Raw genomic sequence first — 16,942 nt, forward strand, 5'->3', positions numbered from 1 at the left:
TCGTAAATTTAACAAGTGATGTAGTGCCAGTGTTTTTAGCTGGTAGCGTTTTTATGGCAATGATCTGTGCCCTATGCGTAACCCAAAACCCTATTTTAAGACTAAGCCTAGTCGTTAATGGCGTACTAGGTTTAGCTATTTTAAGCTTAGGATTACCTTGGCTGGTGATCTTACTTGCTTTAGCTTTATGTTTTCATTTATGGCAAGCATTTCGCACCACTAATTGGCTTGCCATAATATTGAGTGTCTCTGCCGCAATTTCGTTCGCGGTTTTATACTCTGCCCACCTATTACTCGACACAGCCTTATATTGGCTTGTTTTCTCGGTAGTTATTTTATCTATTTCAGGCTTTTTTAATTACGAAGAGCCTGAAGAAGATGAGCAGGTTGAAGTAGAACCGCTCCATAACGATGATTTAGATGCTGCTCCACTGACTGGTTTACCAGACCGTAATGCACTCAGAAATAGCTTTGTTGCATGGACTGAAGAGCACTCAACAAACTGTGCATTAGTGATGGTCCGCCTTGAAGGTTTTAACGATGTTAACCAGCATATTGGTCGTGACTTTGGTGATTTATTATTAGCGCAATCGGCTACGCGTATTAAACAGCAGCTCAGTGTTGATGCTGTGCTGAGTATGACAGGTAACACCGCACATGCTGAAAAATTAGCGCATTTGGGGGGCTTAAACTTTGCGTTTATTTGCTCACTCGAAGAGCAAAAACATCTTCATGAGCAGCTGATCAGTCAAATTAGGCAAGTCACATTAAAGCCATTTAATGTTGCTAATTGTACAATTGAAGTTAAAGTGCGTGCCAGTTACGTGAACTGTGACGAACCAGAATACAGCTTCGAAAACTTAATTTCATTTGCCAACCTTGCCCTTGATTCAAACCCTGAGCGAGAAATTGTGCCTTATCACCCACAAATGATGATTGAGCAACTAGAGCAACAAGCACGTCTACGCGAATTAGCTCACTTAGATTTTGCCAGCGAACTTGAACTTTATTTTCAGCCGGTTATTCGTAATAGCGACGAGCAAATTGAGTTTTTAGAATTGCTGCTACGTTGGCAGCATCCAAAACAAGGCATTCTTTCGGCTAACAAATTTATTGATGATATTCGTGTCGCTGGCCTAAGTTACCCTGTAGCAGCGTATGTTATTGAACGTGCTGCAGAGCTTGCTATGGCACTGCGTATGGAAGGCATTGAACTACCACTCAGTATTAACGTGTTTGGCCCAGAAATGCTGCACGAAGAGTTCATTGAATTTGTTGACCGCATTATGACTGAACACCGTTTAGAGCCGGGTGATTTAATCATTGAATGCCCGCTCGATCTATTTATGAGCCTAGACGACCAAGGTAAAGCCATGGTCGCAAGGCTAAATAGCATTGGTATTAAGCTGTGTATTGATGGCTTTGGCGACACGCCAATTTGGCTCGCAAAGCTGCCTAATCTTAATGTTGAGTATATTAAAGTAGCTGCATCGCTAACCGCTGATTTTGCCCATCAAAGCCAAGTTCGTAGCCTAGTTTCTGGCATGGTGGATATGCATAATCAAAATAATGCCAAGGTGATTTGTGAAGGGGTCGAAACCCTAGAGCAACTTAAATTTGTTAAGTCGTTGAATACCTACGCCGCCCAGGGTTATTACTTTAATTACCCGCTTAGCAGCGTAGGCATGATGTCGTGGTTAAAACAGTGGCGGTTAGAGCATCAGGGGGAAAGTTAGCAAGTTACTAGGGGAAAGAGTAAAGTTAGAGCTTTCAGCTTTCAGGGGGAAAGTTAGCGAGTCTCAAGAGTAAAGTTGGCGAGCTCCTTGACTTAGATACTAGGTATTTTAGAGTTTCTAACTTTCTAACTTTCTAACTTTCTAACTTTCTAACTTTCTAACTTTCTAACTTTCTAACTTTCTAACTTTCTAACTTGCCTCTCTCGCCTGTAAATACGCATTCACAAGGGCGGTGATTATTTGGCCAGCGTCGTTCATGCCTGCTTCTAAACTAACCGGGTGTTGCGACGGGGCGCCTTCGCATAAGTGAAGGTAGCGAGCTGTTGTTTGGCTAGCTGCTAAATGCACAAAATGTTCTGCATCACTTACACTAAAGCCACAGTTAGTGTATGCACTAACCGGCATTAACGAAATGCTGTCTAGGTCGACTTCGACTCCAAGCGGTGCATTATCGAACTGTGCTAATGCGTGTTTACACGCTGAAGATAAATCAACTTTGCGACGTACTTGAATGTCTTGGTAACTATCAAACGTGAAGTTTGCGCTTGTCAGGGCATCCATAATCGCTTGGTTATTTTTAAATTCGTGTAAACCCATCACATGGTAGTCAGCAAGGTGGTTTTCACTGTAGGCATATCTAAAACCATTACCGCTATGGCGACCTTCACACTCTCTGAAGTCAGCATGAGGGTCTAAGTTGATAGCGTTGACTGGTTTGCCATGTTGCTTACTAAGGGCGCGTAAAATACCTAAGCAGTTGTTATGGCCGCCACCGATTACAATTGGCTCAAGGCCAGCTGCAAAAATCATCGCAAGCACTTGCTCAACGCGGGTATCTATATCAGCGCATAATTCACGTAGTTTGCCTAAGTCAGCGTCGTTTTTATTATCAAGGTCAGCAGCTTGTTGGTTTAAGTCATCAAGGGCAACTTCGCCGAGTAGCAACACACGCTCGTGATTTAAAAATTGGTTATGCGTTTGGTTTAAAAAGCGTTTTAAAAACGCCTGCCACGCTTGCCCTGAGCCACCGTTACCTAAGTTAGCGCGAGGGCCAATATCTTCACATACGCCAACTAAAACATAGCGAATACCGAAGTGTTTTGCATCGATCAGTGCTTGTGGGGCGTTAACTTGAGTGTCGAGAAGGGCAAGGGCTTGCCAAGCTTTGAGTTCGTTAGCGCGGCGAGCACATAAGTGCTTTACCGCCGCTTCATCATAAATTTTAAGGTAGTTTGTCACCGAGATTAGTCTTCTATTATTTCTAACTCTAATTCTTCAGCAGATAATATAATACCGGTGCTATCAGCGTAAACAAAGTCGTCATCAAAGAAAGAAACGCCTGCGAAGTTAACGCCAATGCCATCTTCACCTGCGCCTTCGCTATCGGCAGCAACAGGAATAGAGGCAATTGCTTGAATGCCTAAGTCTAGCTCTTCGAGTTCATCAACATGACGAATGGCACCGTAAACGATAATTCCTTGCCAGTTGTTTTCTAATGCGATTTCAGCCAGCTCAATATCAATAAGGGCGCGTCGGGTAGAACCACCGCCATCAATCAATAACACGCTATCGGTGCCATCGGTTGATAAAATTTCGCGGATCAGCTCGTTATTTTCAAAGCATTTAACGGTTTTTACTCGACCACTAAAGCTTGGGCGTCCACCAAAATTGATAAACATTGGTTCGAGCACATCAACCACATCTGCAAAGTGGTCGCATAAATCAGAAGTGCTGTAATCCATTTTTTCATCCTCTAAAGAGACTGTCTGTTTAGTACTCAGTATACCCTGATACAACTCAATAACAACGACTTAATAGCGGATTATTGGTTTAAATCAAAGGAATTTCGCCATCGCAACATTAGTGTCTCAAAAGCGTCACCTAATTGTTATTTTTAGCGCCTAAGCTGAGATGAGTATAAAAATTAGACGCAAAGTATGACAAGGAGCTCACCATGGCAAACAACATACTTACTAAATTGGCTAAAGTGGATGAACAGCTGTTTTTAAGTGTATTCAATGACGCTTCGCCAATTTGGCTTAGAAGATCAGCGCTCGGGTTTTCGAAAAGCGGCGATGGCGGACTTTACGTGGTGTTGTTTCTTGGTTTTTGGTGGTTCACCGAGCAGCTGCACTTTCAACAACTGGCGATGAGTATATTGGTGGGCTTTGCCATTGAGCGGCCTATTTACTTTTTAGCTAAAAAGCGCATCGCGCGGGTTAGACCCTGCGACTGTTTAGTGCAAGGTGCTTATTTAGTGCCGAGCGACCAATTTAGCTTACCGTCGGGGCATAGTGCAGGGGCATTCGTGGTAGCGACGATTTTGACTATCTATTTTCCAGAATTTGCAGTGCTGTGGCTAATGTGGGCATCAGGGGTTGCGGCTTCAAGAGTGATTATTGGTGTGCATTACCCCGCTGATGTGGTGATTGGTGCAGTGATGGGTTCAAGTTGTGCAGTATTAGCTGTAATGGTGGTGGGATCTATATGAGAATTTTGTACGGTATTCAAGGCACGGGTAACGGCCATATTACTCGAGCACGAGTTATGGCAACGACCTTTAAAGCATTAGGAGTCGATGTTGACTATGTGTTTTCGGGTCGTAAAGAGCAAGACTACTTTGATATGGATGACTTTGCCGACTACCGAGCTTTTCGAGGTTTGTCGTTTACCAGCAAATCGGGGCAAGTTGATAGCTTTAAAACATTAAAAAATGCGCGCCCATTGCAGCTTATTAAAGATATAAAAAATCTTGATTTACATCATTATGACTTGGTGTTTAATGACTTTGAGCCAATTACAGCATGGGCTGCTAAACAGCAAGGTATCCCAGTTATAGGCATGAGCCATCAAGCGGCGTTTTTATCTGATAAAGTGCCGATGTTTGGCCGAGCTTTTTTTCGCCGTGCCCTAATCCGTAATTATGCGCCTGCGAGTGTTTATTTAGGGGTGCATTGGCAGCCTTATGCAGAAAACATCATTCCGCCATTTATTGCAAGTCATCATCATGATAACCCGGTGATGGTCGAGAATAAGGTGTTGGTGTATTTGCCTTTTGAGAACCTAGATAGTGTGGTCGACTACCTTAAAGACTTTCCTGAGCGTGAGTTTTACTGTTATCACCCAGATGCCCAGGACTGTTCAATCGGAAATATTCACCTGCGAGCGCCTTCACGCGTTGGCTTTTTAAATGATCTCGCTAATGCTGGTGGTGTAATTGGCAACGCCGGATTTGAACTTGCAAGTGAAGCGTTACAATTAGGTAAAAAGCTATTGCTAAAACCACTTGGAAAACAATTTGAGCAGGGGATTAATGCACAGACGCTATTGTCGATGGGTGCAGCCCATGTGATGAGCTATTTAAACCCCAATGCGATGGATGATTGGTTGCAATCGCCACAGAATAAAAAACTGAATTTTCCGAGTGATCCAGCACCTTTGGTTGATTGGTTGCAAAAAAAACAATGGGAAAAGCTGGATAAATTGCATAAACATCTATGGCAACAGGTTGATTTAGAACAAAAACTGATTGTTTAAAAGTACCTTATATTGGAAAATGCGCGGCAAGTTTAACCACTTTTTATTAGCTGCTTTAAATAGTTTAGCTATACTTTAAATGCATGTTTCTATAAGGCACTTTGAATGAATGTATTACAAAACTTAACTATTAAGCGTCGTTTACAGTTAAACGCGCTCGTTGTTGGTCTTGCAATGATTGTGATGCTGTGTGTAATTATCTTTGAGTCGCGCATGATGCTAAAGCTCAACGAAACAATTCAAAATGCGGAGGAGCTCGACATTCATGAACTTGCGATGCGTAAACATGAAAAAAACTTTTTGTTTTACAAAGATGTCGATAGCCTCGAGCTTTTTGAAAAAGAGTATTCGCAGCTAAAAAATAAAATGGCGCGACTAGATGAGTTAGTGAAAGATTTGTCGATGGACTCATCTAAGCTAAATGAATTTAGACGTCTTGCGAAAACTTATTACGATGACTTCAATGAAGTTGTGGTACTACAAAAGAAAATAGGTTTACACCCTAAAGATGCACTTTATGGTGATTTACGTGGTGCGGTGCATCAAGTAGAAACATTATTAAGTGAGCGAGAAAACTATAAATTACTAACTTTAATGCTACAGCTTCGCCGTGCAGAAAAAGACTTTATGCTGCGCTTTGATTTAAAGTATATGGGCAAGTTTGATGATTTAGTTGCTAGCTTTAGATCAGAGATTAAAAACGCAGGGTTCGATGCAAATTACGAAAACCAATTGCTTAGTTTGCTTGCGACTTATCAAAGTAAATTTAAAGCCTTAGTTGATGCACAAGTTGCTTTGGGCCTTGATTTAGAATCAGGGGCTCTCGGTGAGATGAAACGCAGTGTTGAGCTTAGTGATGCTATTGTTAATCAGTTAACTACTCAAACTAAAGAGTTTGTAGAATCGAGTGCTGCTAGTGCACAGTTGATTGCCATTCTTGTGTTTATAATTGCGAGCATTTTAGTGATGTTATTAGTTTACTTTACTAGCCGCTCAATTATTCAGCCTATCGAACGTGTTTACCACACGATTAACGAGATTCGTCGCAATAACGACTTAAGCATGTCGATTACTCAATTAGGTAAAGATGAAATCACCACAATGACGGTTGATTTTAATAGCTTGATCAGTGATTTTAAAAAGCTGATTTACGAGGTAAATACAGCGCTAAGTACTCTTAACGTGGCAACAGAACATTTATCTGAAACGACTGCAGCAACTAGCTCAGGTATGCAAGAGCAGCTTCACGAAGCTGATATGGTTGCCACAGCTGCCACCGAAATGCAGGCGACGATTCAAGATATCTCACACAATACTGAAGCTGCAGCGAAAAAAGCTGAGTCGACTAACTTAAGTGCGCAGCAAGGCCGCTCTGAGGTTGAATCTACTGTGGTGCAAATAAACCACTTATCAGATTCACTCGGTAATGCGTCAAGCGTGGTGTCGCAGTTAGAAAAAGACGCTGAAACCATTGGCTCTGTACTTGATGTTATTCGTGGCATTGCTGAGCAAACAAACTTATTGGCACTTAATGCGGCTATTGAAGCGGCGCGTGCCGGTGAACAAGGTCGTGGCTTTGCGGTAGTTGCAGATGAAGTTCGCTCACTTGCGCAGCGTACCCAAGATTCAACGCAAGAGATCGAGAGCATCATTTCAACCTTACAAGGGCGTACGCAAGAAGTGGTGAGCATTATGCAGCAATGCCGTACGCAAGGTGGCGAAAGTGCAGCACAGGCAAGTAAAGCCGGTGAGTTACTTCGCTCAATCACCGAAGATGTACAAACCATTATGGATATGAGTACTCACATTGCCACCGCAATTGATGAGCAAAGCCAAGTGGCTTCTGAGGTGAATAAAAACGTGGTACGTATTCGTGATATCGCCCAAGAAGCATCGGGTCACGCGGCTACCAATGCACAAACCAGCGAAGAAGTATCTGAGCAAGCACGTGTGCTCTATCAGGCAATCGATAAGTTTAAAGTTTAATGAGGCAATCGATAAGTTTAAAGTTTAATAAATTAGTCTGTTGAAAAATAAAAGCGCGGTGACGGTGTCGTCATCGCGCTTTTTTGTTGTTTGGGTGTGTATACCGCGACAAGGTTTAATACCAGTCCGCTTAATTAAGTAGTCTATTTTGAGGCAATAAAACCTCGTTGATAACAAGGCAAAAATTTCGTTATTTAGTTGTTCTAAATGAGAAATTTTTAAAGCAGTTAGCGACAGGTTTAATCCCTCAAAATGATTAAGTATTATTGCGGGTTGGTATTAAGGCACAAACTTAATAGGCACGCTGTCTTTGCTTGCTTCGTGTTCAGAGACTCTTGTTTGGTATTGCTGCCAAAGCTCATCATGGTTAGCTTGCAGCTCACTTAAATAGTGCCAGCTGAATAAACCGCTATTATGATTATCGCTAAACACCAGTCGAATCGCATAATGACCAACCGGCTCAATTTTGCTAATTCCTACTTGTTGCTTACCAAGTACGAGTTTCATTGGTTCATTGCCATGACCTTGTACTTCAGCAGAAGGTGAGTGAACACGCAAAAATTCAGCACTAAATTGAGCAATAGTCTGATCATCAAAATGAACATCTAATACTTTGCTAATGCTGTGATAATGCACTTTAGTGACTTCTTTCATGTGAGCCTTACCTTATATAAACTAAAAAGCCTCCAACTGGAGGCTTTTGATTATAACGCTAATTTGTTGATTAAAGAATGAAGCGACTTAAGTCTTCATCTTCAACAAGTGCACCTAAATGCTGCTCAACGTAATTGGCATCAATTGTTAGTGTTGAACCTGCTTTTTCTGAGGCATCAAATGAAATTTCTTCCATTAGTTTTTCCATCACTGTGTGCAAGCGACGGGCACCAATGTTTTCAGTTTTCTCATTTACTTGCCAAGCCGCTTTCGCGATACGTTCAAGGGCATCATCAGTAAACTCAACGTCAACTTGCTCTGTTTTTAACAGCTCACGTTGTTGCTCAGTTAACGAAGCATGGGGCTCAGTTAAGATACGTTTAAAGTCATCAGCACTTAGTGCTTCAAGCTCAACGCGAATTGGTAAACGACCTTGCAGCTCTGGGATCATGTCTGATGGTTTAGACATTTGGAATGCGCCAGATGCGATAAACAACATGTGGTCAGTTTTAACCATGCCATGTTTAGTGCTTACTGTTGAACCTTCGATTAGTGGTAGTAAGTCGCGCTGTACACCTTCGCGGCTAACATCTGGGCCAGACGCTTCACCACGTTTACAGATTTTATCGATCTCATCGATAAACACGATACCGTTTTGTTCTACCGCGAAGATAGCTTGCTCTTTTAACTCTTCAGGGTTAACAAGTTTTGCTGCTTCTTCTTCAACTAATAGCTTAAACGCTTCTTTGATTTTTAGCTTACGGTTGCTGCGCTTATCGCCACCCATGTTTTGGAACATGCTCTGAAGCTGGTTGGTCATTTCTTCCATACCAGGAGGAGCCATGATCTCAACATTTGGCTGAGCTTGTGCAACATCGATATCAATTTCTTTATCGTCTAACTGACCTTCACGTAATTTTTTACGGAAAGATTGACGAGTAGAAGAATTCTCTTCTGTTTTTGACTCACCAAAGGTATCGCGTGCTGGTGGTAAAAGGGCATCTAAAATACGCTCTTCTGCCGCTTCTTCAGCGCGATGTTTGAATTTTTTGGTTTGCTCTTCACGCGTCATTTTAATTGAGATATCAACTAAATCACGAATGATCGTTTCAACTTCTTTACCAACATAGCCCACTTCGGTGAATTTTGTTGCTTCAACTTTAATAAAAGGCGCATTAGCAAGTTTGGCTAGGCGGCGAGCAATTTCAGTTTTACCCACACCTGTTGGGCCAATCATTAAAATGTTTTTTGGTGTTACTTCACTACGTAAATCATCGCTCAGTTGCATACGGCGCCAGCGGTTACGTAGCGCGATTGAAACTGCTTTTTTAGCTTTAGCTTGGCCAATAATATGTTGATCAAGCTCGTGAACGATTTCTCTTGGCGTCATCTCAGACATGGCAGTTCCTATTACAATTCTTCAATAGTTTGGAAATTATTCGTGAATACGCAGATGTTGCCTGCAATAGTAAGGCTTTTCTCTACAATGTCACGTGCACTTAGGTCGGTGTTTTCTAGTAGCGCTGTGGCTGCTGATTGCGCGAAGTTACCACCACTGCCAATCGCAATTAGGTCGTTTTCTGGCTGCACAACATCACCGTTACCTGTGATAATTAATGAAGCAGTTTCGTCTGCAACTGCTAATAGTGCTTCGAGCTTTCTAAGTGCGCGATCACTACGCCAATCTTTGGCCATTTCTACGGCAGCTTTGGTTAAGTTGCCTTGGTGCATTTCTAGTTTGCTTTCAAATCGTTCGAAAAGGGTGAAGGCATCAGCAGTACCGCCAGCGAAACCAGCGATTACTTTGCCATTATAAAGACGTCGAACTTTGCGGGCATTGCCCTTCATTACGGTGTTACCAAGTGAAACTTGGCCGTCGCCACCAATAACGACCTTGTCGTCGCGGCGTACACTTACAATAGTGGTCATGATTATTCCTCATCATCGAGCGGCAAGGCCGCTCGTAAAAAGCGATTGATGAGGTGTTTATATGGGTGAATGAACTAAAATCAAGTCCAAAGCCAAATTCCGCAGCCCATTATCTTGATGCGTTTAAGTTTATTCTTGTCACTTTCGGCTAAACGTTTGGTTTCGTATGGGCCTAAGCGCACTTTATACCAAATACCATTGCTGCCTTGTGTTTTCTTAACTTCGGCCACTAAGCCGGCAAAAGCGATTTTAGCTTTTAATGTTTGTGCTTGCTCTAATGTTCTAAAAGAGCCGCATTGCATTACATATGGACCTTTTTGTTCAATCTCTTTTACTTCAACCTGAACTTCGTGCTCTTTAATCTCTTTGATAAATTCAGGTGTCTTAGGTGGTGGAATAACTACTTCTTCTTTTTTAGTCGGGTTTGCTTGCTGCTCTACTAACTCAGGATCAGCATTATGCTTGATATACCATAGGCCGTAACCAAACCCGCCTACTAAGATAAGCGCAATTAAAACAAGAATAATAGGGAAGGGCTTTTTCGCCGGGGCTTGTTTTTTATTATTTCGATTTGCTGGTTTTTTATTTATGTAATCGTGTTGTGCCATGACTCTTAATTGGCCTTTAAATCATATCTATAGGATCAACATCTAAGCTCCAACGCACCTTTTGCGCTAATTTACTGGTACTTATATAGTCGACCATTTGCGCTAAATATTGGTGTAAGTGGGAGCGTTCCTGCGCCTGAATATGTAACTGAAAGCGATATTTACCTGCTACACGTTCCAGTGGTGCAGGTATCGGACCGAGCAATTGTATACCAGATACGTTCTGGACAGGAACCAAATCAGTTAAAAAATCCATCACTTGATTTATGTTATGTCCTTCGGCACGAACCATAGCCATATTTGTGATTGGCGGAAGCTGCGCGTCTTCTCGCTCTGTCAGTGCGTAACGGGCAAAATCTTGGTAACCATTATTAACTAAGTCTTGCAGTAGCGGGTGCTCAGGAAAGTGAGTTTGCAATAATACTTGCCCAGGTTCACCACTGCGACCAGCACGGCCTGCCACTTGCGTAACAAGTTGCGCTAAATGCTCTGTGGCACGAAAGTCACAAGAATATAATCCACTGTCGACATCTAGGATTAAAACAAGGCTAACATCGGCAAAGTGGTGGCCTTTTGCCAACATTTGCGTGCCAACTAAGATGCGCGCACCGCCCTGATTAATATCATCAAGGGCTTTTTCTAAGCTGCCTTTACGACGAGTTGAATCTCGGTCGATACGACTAATCGGAATGTCAGGGAAGGTTTGTGTTAAAAACTCTTCGATTTGTTCAGTGCCTTTGCCATTTGGAAAAATCTGCGTGCTGCCGCAATCGGGGCATTGATGGGGCACCTGATGTTGTTCACCACAGTGGTGACAAATCATCTGGCCAATGGCTTTATGAAAGGTTGCACTGGTGCTGCAACGTGAGCACTCACTTAGCCAACCGCACTCATGGCATATAAGGGTAGGCGAAAAACCGCGACGGTTTAAAAACACCATCACTTGCTTACCACGTTCTAAATGCTGGCGCATATAGGCAAGGCTGGCATGGGCAATCCCTGCTTGCTCAGGCTGACCTTTCATATCCATTAATTGGAACTGGTTATCAGTACTGGTTTGGGCGCGTTCAGTGAGGCTCAACAGATGATATTTGTTATTAATTGCTTTATGTAAGGTCTCAAGTGCTGGTGTGGCACTACCTAAAACCAGAGGAATATTATGCTGGTATGCCCTATAAGCGGCTAAATCTCTAGCATGATAGCGTAGTGTATCTTGTTGTTTAAACGAGCTGTCGTGCTCTTCATCAACGATGATCATGCCAAGAGATAAAAAGGGTAAGAAAATACTCGAACGTGTGCCGATCACTATAGCGCAGCTGCCTTTTTCACAAAAACGCCAGGTCTGTAAGCGTTCGTTATCTGTCAGTGCTGAGTGCCATAGCATAATTGGTGTATCAGGAAAGCGACGACGAAAACGATTAACGGTTTGTGGTGTTAAGCCAATTTCAGGCACTAATACTAAGGCTTGCTGACCTTTTTTTAGCACTTCTTCTAGGCATTGCAAATACACTTCGGTTTTACCACTTCCGGTAACTCCTTCAAGCAAAAAGCTGGTAAAGCCACGAGCTTGGTTAATGCTGGTGCAGGCAACAGCTTGCTCTTTATTAAGCACCGGCTTGCTACCAACAGTCGGCGCGCGTTGCTGCCATTGGTTATCATGTTCAATAAACTGAGTGATCAGTTCTTTATCGAGCAGACTGTCGATGGTTTTTTTGGTAAACCCGAGTGCTTTTAATTCTGTAACCGATGATTTGCCTGATTCAGCTAGCTGTTTTAATAAACTTAACTGGGTTTTTGCTTTCAGCGACGGCAGCTTTGCACCTTTATCGGTCAGCTCAACCATGTTAATGCTGGTTTTATCTGGGCATTCGCCTTGCCTTAATGCAGCCGGAAGTGCGGTATGAATGGTCTCGCCCAATGGGTAACAGTAGTAGCGTGCTGTGAATTTGAGTAATGCTAAATGTTGCTCAGATAAAACTGGCGTGTCGTCTATAACATCAATAATCGGCTTGATTTTGTCAGCAGGAACATCGGTTGATGTTTTAAGAGCCAAGACCACGGCAACCTTTTTTTGACTACCAAATGGTACGCGAACGCGCATACCTGGCTTTAACTCAGGGCTATGCAGCAGCTGTTCAACTTTATAATCGAAGGTACGCTGTAAAGGGACTTTTATGGCAACTTCTACAAAGTGCATAACAACTCAACTGAAACAAAGATAGAAAGATAATGTACTAAAATTACTGTTAAAAACCTACCAACAAATACTGAACAACAGCCCACTTGATTATTTTTTTAGCGAAAGATGCATTTAAAGCTTGTCGCAAGGTCACTTGAGCTATAAAATACGCGGCCTATTAATTGTATTAACTGCGTATGGTGCCAGACTTCGGGTTTGGAGAGCGATACGGCCTTAACTAGAGGTTCCCTATGAAAGAAGGTATTCACCCTAAGTACGAAGCTATCACTGCAACTTGTTCATGTGGTAACAAATTCGAAACTAGCTCAACTCTTTGTAAAGACATCCACTTAGACGTATGTTCTGAGTGTCACCCGTTTTACACTGGTAAGCAAAAGATTTTAGACACTGGCGGCCGTGTTGATCGTTTCAACAAGCGCTTCGGTGCACTTAGCAGCAAGAAGTAATCTCTGCTGTTTAGTTAAAAAAAGCACCTTAGGGTGCTTTTTTTATGCCTAAAATTCACAAAACTCATTATTAACACTGCCACTTACTTATCATCTTCACTTATGTATCTTGCATAACTATTTCTGGTTGTTATGCCCATTATGTCGCTAATTTTGCAGACAAAGCGCCACCCCTTGGCTATATTCTCTTTTGTATAAATGAGTATACCAATCCGCAATAATACTTAATCATTTTGAGGGATTAAACCTGTCGCTACCTGCGTTAAAAATTTCTGATTTAGAACACAACTAAATAACGAAATTTTTGCCTTGCTATCAACAAGGTTTCATTGCCTCAAAATAGACTACTTAATTAAGCGTATTGGTATCTAAAAGTTATTAGAAATAATAAATTTAAATAACTTTGTGAGTAAATGCTGTGAACTTCGTTGAAATGGCTATTTTGGGCTAATTTCGGCTATTTGCAGTGTTCGTGCGTATAAAATACAAAAACACGTGCTTAAAAGGTCATAAATAGGTGAATTTTAATGTCTGATTAATCGCAACTATGCGCAGAAATTGTTGGGAAATCCTTTAAAATTAAGCGATATAGCATATAACAGGATAGACCTGATAATACTTGGAATTTTTATACATTACAGGTATCGTACTGATGCAAGCTCTCTCACTTTTTAACTTTTTGCAGGATACTATCGCGTTATGTCAGATTTTCGTGAACAAGCATTACATTACCACGCTCACCCCGTTCCAGGTAAAATTAGTGTTGAACTAACTAAACCAGCGGAAACGGTTAACGATCTCGCTTTAGCTTATAGCCCAGGTGTGGCTGAACCGGTCCGCGAAATTGCTGCTGATCCAGCAAATGCCTATAAGTACACAGGTAAAGGTAACATGGTTGCGGTTATTTCAAACGGTACCGCAATTTTAGGTTTAGGTAATCTAGGTCCGCTTGCATCTAAACCTGTAATGGAAGGTAAAGCCTTACTATTCAAACGTTTTGCTGGCCTTGATTCAATTGATATTGAAGTTAAACACCGCACAACAGAAGATTTCATTAATACGGTTGCTAACATCGCTGATACCTTTGGTGGAATCAACCTAGAAGATATTAAAGCGCCAGAGTGTTTTGAAATCGAAAAAGCACTTATCGAGCGTTGTGATATTCCAGTTTTCCACGATGACCAGCATGGTACAGCTATTGTTACTGCTGCTGGTATGCTTAATGCCCTTGAAGTGCAAGGTAAAGACATCGAAGATGCTATCATTGTATGTTTAGGTGCCGGTGCTGCTGCTGTTGCTTGTATGGAGCTTTTAATTAAGTGTGGCGCACTACGTGAGCATATCTATATGCTTGACCGTAAAGGTGTGATCCATACACGTCGTGATGACTTAAACGAGTATAAGCAATTATTTGCTAACAATACTGACAAGCGCACACTACAAGATGTAATTGCTGATGCTGATGTATTTGTTGGTGTATCAGGTCCTAACCTATTAGCAGCAGATGATCTTAAACTGATGGCAGATAAGCCTGTCGTGTTTGCGTGCTCAAACCCAGATCCTGAGATTGCTCCAGAAGTTGCACACAGTGCACGTAACGATTTAATTATGGCAACGGGTCGTTCTGATTTCCCTAACCAAGTAAATAACGTGCTTTGTTTCCCATTTATTTTCCGTGGTGCGTTAGATGTTCGTGCAACGGCAATTAATGATGAAATGAAAATTGCTGCAGTTCACGCGATTCGTGGTATCGCGAAAGAGCCTGTACCAAGTGAAGTATTAAAAGCGGCTGGTGTTGAGTCACTTGAGTTTGGTGCTGAGTACATCATTCCTAAGCCAATGGACCCGCGTTTATTACCACGTATTGCACGTGCTGTTGCTGAAGCAGCAGTTGAGTCGGGTGTGGCGCAAATCGACATGCCAGAAGATTACATGCGTTAAGCTTAATTAGCTATTAGGTATATCGCGCAATAAAAAACTCAGCCTAGGCTGAGTTTTTTTATATCTGCGATTATCGGCGGTGATCCGATGGCCGAAATACTTATTCTGAATCAAGCACTGGGATATCTAATCCCATTTCTTGCATAATTTTTTTAACTTCTTCAGGTACCTTTTCAGGGTTGTCTTTACGTAGGTCGTCATCATTTGGTAATGGTTGACCTGTAAAAGCATGTAAGAAAGCTTCACACAATAACTCACTGTTCGTCGCATGACGCAGGTTATTGATCTGGCGGCGTGTACGCTCGTCAGTTAATACTTTTAATACGTTGAGTGGGATCGATACGGTAATCTTTTTTACTTGTTCTGATTTTTTACCGTGTTCTGCATATGGGTGAATGTATTCACCGTTCCATTTAGCCATAAGTTGTTTCGTTGCCTCGGTTGTCAGTGATTTACGCCTTATTCACAGCGCAAGATGCGGAAATTCTATCTCTTTAAAAAAGATAGTCAAATACTAGTTATTTAGCCATCTAGTGGTGTAAATGTATAAACTTCTATGTGTAAGCCATAAATGCTTTGACTTCTCATATTTGATCATCTAACCTTTTAGACGTCTAAACATCCAACTTAAGAATAGGTGATGAAATGAGCGAAAAAAATAAAGCGACGATTGCTGTTCGTCACGGCATCGAAGCCGATAAACATCATGGTGCGGTTGTACCACCAATTTACTTATCAACCACCTATTCGTTTGCTGATTTTGATACTAAGCGCCAGTATGACTATGGTCGCAGCGGTAATCCAAATCGCGATATCTTAGCTGAAACCTTAGCAGAGCTTGAAGGTGGTGCTAGAGGTATTATAACTGCAACAGGTATGTCTGCAGTGCATTTAGCCACTCAGCTATTAAACAGTGACGATACGTTAGTGATCCCACATGACTGTTATGGCGGTAGTTACCGTTTATTCACCTCGCTTGAAAAACGTGGCCTGTTAAAACTAAAAGTTTTGGATTTAACTAAAACTGAAAATCTCCAAGAAATTTTAACGATTAAACCTAAGTTGATTTGGATTGAAACGCCAAGTAATCCAATCTTGCGTTTAACAGATATTAAAGCAATCACGAGCATTGCTAAGCAGTGCGGTGCTTTGGTTGCGGCTGACAACACCTTCTTATCACCTGCATTACAAAACCCAATTGAGTTTGGTGTTGATATTGTTGTGCACTCAACCACTAAATACATCAATGGTCACTCTGATGTAGTGGGCGGTGCAGTGATTGCTGCAACGCAAGAGCTAGGCGATGAGCTTGCTTGGTGGGCGAATAATATCGGTATTACTGGTGCACCATTTGACAGCTACTTAACGCTTCGTGGTTTACGTACTTTAAATGTACGCCTAAAGCAGCACCAAGAAAATGCCTTTGCCATTGCTGAGTATTTAGAAAGTTCACCTTATGTAAGCCAAGTTTACTACCCAGGCCTTGCTTCTCACCCACAACATGAGCTTGCTAAAGCACAGCAACGTGGTTTTGGTGGCATGGTGAGCTTTGATATTAAAGGCGACATTAACGATGCTGCTGCGTTTTTAACTAGTCTTAAAGATTTTAGCCTTGCTGAGTCGCTAGGTGGGGTAGAAAGCTTGATTTGTCACCCTGCAACAATGACCCACGCAGGAATGGAGCCTAAAGCGCGCCTTGAAGCCGGTGTGGGCGATACGCTGATCCGTATTTCTGTAGGTATTGAAGACGTAAAAGATCTCATTGCAGATTTAGACCGTGTTTTCAATTTAGTAAAACCAGGTCAAGGCCAGCAAGTTACAAACGCTGAAGCTAAGCAAACACAGCAAGATACACAGCAAAACGCGTCATTTAAGTTAACGCCAGCACATACGGCATTGTGGTAG

General features: G+C 42.0%; 15 protein-coding genes. 7 read left to right on the forward strand and 8 right to left on the reverse strand.

Annotated features, from left to right (window positions below; genetic code table 11):
- Positions 1–53 precede the first annotated feature (53 nt).
- Positions 54–1,736: a GGDEF domain-containing phosphodiesterase gene (locus MTF66_RS32445; RefSeq protein WP_248529795.1), complete on the forward strand. Its 1,683-nt coding sequence runs from the start codon at positions 54–56 to the stop codon at positions 1,734–1,736.
- Positions 1,737–1,925: 189 nt separating this feature from the next.
- On the opposite strand, the gene MTF66_RS32450 is transcribed toward MTF66_RS32445, so the two are convergent.
- Positions 1,926–2,975, reverse strand: a complete 1,050-nt coding sequence (locus tag MTF66_RS32450) for a formimidoylglutamase (protein ID WP_248529719.1) — start codon at positions 2,973–2,975, stop codon at positions 1,926–1,928.
- 5 nt (positions 2,976–2,980) lie between these two features.
- Complete coding sequence (gene rraA, locus MTF66_RS32455; protein WP_054552822.1) at positions 2,981–3,478, reverse strand: ribonuclease E activity regulator RraA; 498 nt, start codon at positions 3,476–3,478, stop codon at positions 2,981–2,983.
- Between the two features lie 212 nt (positions 3,479–3,690).
- Between rraA and MTF66_RS32460 the strand changes: the two genes are divergently transcribed.
- From MTF66_RS32460 to MTF66_RS32470, 3 genes are all read left to right on the forward strand, one after another.
- The gene (locus MTF66_RS32460; protein WP_058583858.1) at positions 3,691–4,227 is read left to right on the forward strand and encodes a phosphatase PAP2 family protein; all 537 of its coding nucleotides are present in this window, start codon (positions 3,691–3,693) and stop codon (positions 4,225–4,227) included.
- Entirely contained in the window at positions 4,224–5,273 is a 1,050-nt protein-coding gene (locus tag MTF66_RS32465) for an MJ1255/VC2487 family glycosyltransferase (protein ID WP_248529721.1), read from the forward strand. The genes MTF66_RS32460 and MTF66_RS32465 overlap by 4 nt, the downstream gene beginning before the upstream one ends.
- A 105-nt stretch (positions 5,274–5,378) precedes the next feature.
- Complete coding sequence (locus tag MTF66_RS32470) at positions 5,379–7,259, forward strand: methyl-accepting chemotaxis protein (RefSeq protein WP_248529723.1); 1,881 nt, start codon at positions 5,379–5,381, stop codon at positions 7,257–7,259.
- A gap of 279 nt (positions 7,260–7,538) precedes the next feature.
- On the opposite strand, the gene MTF66_RS32475 is transcribed toward MTF66_RS32470, so the two are convergent.
- From MTF66_RS32475 to priA, 5 genes are all read right to left on the reverse strand, one after another.
- Entirely contained in the window at positions 7,539–7,913 is a 375-nt protein-coding gene (locus tag MTF66_RS32475) for a gamma-butyrobetaine hydroxylase-like domain-containing protein (RefSeq protein WP_248529725.1), read from the reverse strand.
- 70 nt (positions 7,914–7,983) lie between these two features.
- A complete protein-coding gene (hslU, locus tag MTF66_RS32480) occupies positions 7,984–9,312 on the reverse strand; it encodes an HslU--HslV peptidase ATPase subunit (protein WP_248529727.1) in 1,329 nt (442 codons plus the stop codon).
- An 11-nt stretch (positions 9,313–9,323) separates the two neighbouring features.
- Positions 9,324–9,842, reverse strand: a complete 519-nt coding sequence (gene hslV, locus MTF66_RS32485; RefSeq protein ID WP_054552816.1) for an ATP-dependent protease subunit HslV — start codon at positions 9,840–9,842, stop codon at positions 9,324–9,326.
- 80 nt (positions 9,843–9,922) lie between these two features.
- On the reverse strand, positions 9,923–10,450 hold the full coding sequence (locus MTF66_RS32490; protein ID WP_054552815.1) for an SPOR domain-containing protein: 528 nt from the start codon (positions 10,448–10,450) through the stop codon (positions 9,923–9,925).
- A 16-nt stretch (positions 10,451–10,466) separates the two neighbouring features.
- Positions 10,467–12,647: a primosomal protein N' gene (priA, locus tag MTF66_RS32495; RefSeq protein ID WP_248529729.1), complete on the reverse strand. Its 2,181-nt coding sequence runs from the start codon at positions 12,645–12,647 to the stop codon at positions 10,467–10,469.
- Between the two features lie 233 nt (positions 12,648–12,880).
- Here priA and rpmE point away from each other — a divergent pair, with 233 nt between their 5' ends.
- Together rpmE and MTF66_RS32505 are read left to right on the forward strand one after the other, a co-directional pair.
- On the forward strand, positions 12,881–13,096 hold the full coding sequence (gene rpmE, locus MTF66_RS32500) for a 50S ribosomal protein L31 (RefSeq protein WP_036973208.1): 216 nt from the start codon (positions 12,881–12,883) through the stop codon (positions 13,094–13,096).
- A 699-nt stretch (positions 13,097–13,795) separates the two neighbouring features.
- Positions 13,796–15,037, forward strand: coding sequence for a malic enzyme-like NAD(P)-binding protein (locus MTF66_RS32505; RefSeq protein ID WP_248529731.1), 1,242 nt, complete (start codon positions 13,796–13,798; stop codon positions 15,035–15,037).
- Between the two features lie 100 nt (positions 15,038–15,137).
- Here MTF66_RS32505 and metJ read toward each other — a convergent pair whose 3' ends face one another.
- Positions 15,138–15,458, reverse strand: a complete 321-nt coding sequence (gene metJ, locus MTF66_RS32510) for a met regulon transcriptional regulator MetJ (RefSeq protein WP_054563330.1) — start codon at positions 15,456–15,458, stop codon at positions 15,138–15,140.
- 224 nt (positions 15,459–15,682) lie between these two features.
- Between metJ and metB the strand changes: the two genes are divergently transcribed.
- Entirely contained in the window at positions 15,683–16,942 is a 1,260-nt protein-coding gene (metB, locus tag MTF66_RS32515; RefSeq protein WP_248529733.1) for a cystathionine gamma-synthase, read from the forward strand.

The organism is Pseudoalteromonas sp. 2CM39R, assembly GCF_023161845.1.